The sequence below is a fragment of the Flintibacter porci genome, from assembly GCF_041925195.1.
Taxonomy (GTDB): domain Bacteria; phylum Bacillota; class Clostridia; order Oscillospirales; family Oscillospiraceae; genus Lawsonibacter; species Lawsonibacter porci.
In genome coordinates this window covers 1-1229 of record NZ_JBHEVB010000043.1, presented here as the reverse complement: position 1 = coordinate 1229, position 1229 = coordinate 1, and the positions used below count along the sequence as shown (strand labels likewise).

The window sequence follows — 1229 nt, the reverse complement described above, 5'->3', positions numbered from 1 at the left end:
TGAACAGGTCCATTAAAAACGGACAATAGACAAAACACCCCCTAATGTAGGAAAATAAAAGTAACTACATTAGGGGGTATTATCATGGGCAAAAGAAGCTATACGCACACACAGATATTGTTGCCGGAGATTCGAGCAATGGTGGAGGCCGGAAAGACACAACGCGAAATCGCAGAACATTTTGGATTTTCGAGTAAAGAAGTAGTACGCGAATTGCTTAAGCGAGAGAGAAGAAAGGAAGCAAAGCTCGCGGCAGGAATTATGCCTCGTCCCAAAGGTCGCCCGCGCAAAGATGCACTACCAAGAGATGTGGTTGCGGAGCAAGCATATGAGATCAATCGTCTGAAGATGGAAAATAAGTTATTGCGGGATTTTCTGCAATTGACAGGAAGGAAGTGAGGCCGCGAGCAAAATACCATGTCATTTATATGAATTGCAATCGCTATCCGGTAACTGTAATGTGTCAGTTCTTCGGCGTATCGCGCAGCGGTTACTACGATTATGTCAAACGTCTGAATCAGCCGGCACATGATGCCCATCTGGCTGAGATCATTCGTGAACAACAGAAGAAATGCGATAAGACCTATGGATATCGGCGTATGTGGAAGTGGCTAAAAAGAACGAAAAAAATACACCGAAATCCAAAGACGATTCTTCGCATAATGAAAAAATACGAACTTTTATCTGAAATTCGCCGTTGTAGAAAGTGGAAGCAGATGGGCCAGCAACTCCACAAATACGAAAACCTGTTGAACAGAGAGTTTCAGGCTGACAGACCAAATCATAAATGGGTCACGGATATCTCCTACATCCATACCGGACAAGGAGTTCTATATCTGTCTATGATTCGGGATTTGTTTGACAACAGCATCGTCGCATATAAAACAGCAACTACTCAGACGGTCAATCTTGTACTGGACACCATCCGGCTTGCCATGCAAAAGGAAAAGATAGTCGCTGCGGAGTTGCAGCTCCACAGCGACCAAGGGAGTCAGTACACCTCTCAAGCATACTTTGACCTGACTAAAGAATATGGGATAACTCCGTCTATGTCAAGACGGGGGAATTGCTATGACAATGCTATGGCGGAAAATTTTTTCTCTATCCTCAAAACAGAATGTATTTACCGACATCTTCCGGCTACCTTCGATGAAGCCAGGACACTGATTGATAACTACATCTATTTCTACAACAACCAGCGCATCCAGTTAAAAACTGGAGTGGCACCG

The 1229-nt window shown here is 44.1% G+C and carries 2 protein-coding genes; both read left to right on the top strand.

All coding sequences use genetic code 11. The features are described 5' to 3' along the window. Nucleotides 1-84: 84 nt before the first annotated feature. On the top strand, nucleotides 85-399 hold the full coding sequence (locus ACEVJL_RS16785) for an imidazolonepropionase (protein ID WP_374738490.1): 315 nt from the start codon (nucleotides 85-87) through the stop codon (nucleotides 397-399). Between the two features lie 29 nt (nucleotides 400-428). Then, a partial coding sequence (locus ACEVJL_RS16780) for an IS3 family transposase (protein WP_374738489.1) occupies nucleotides 429-1229 on the top strand: 801 nt, incomplete at its 3' end.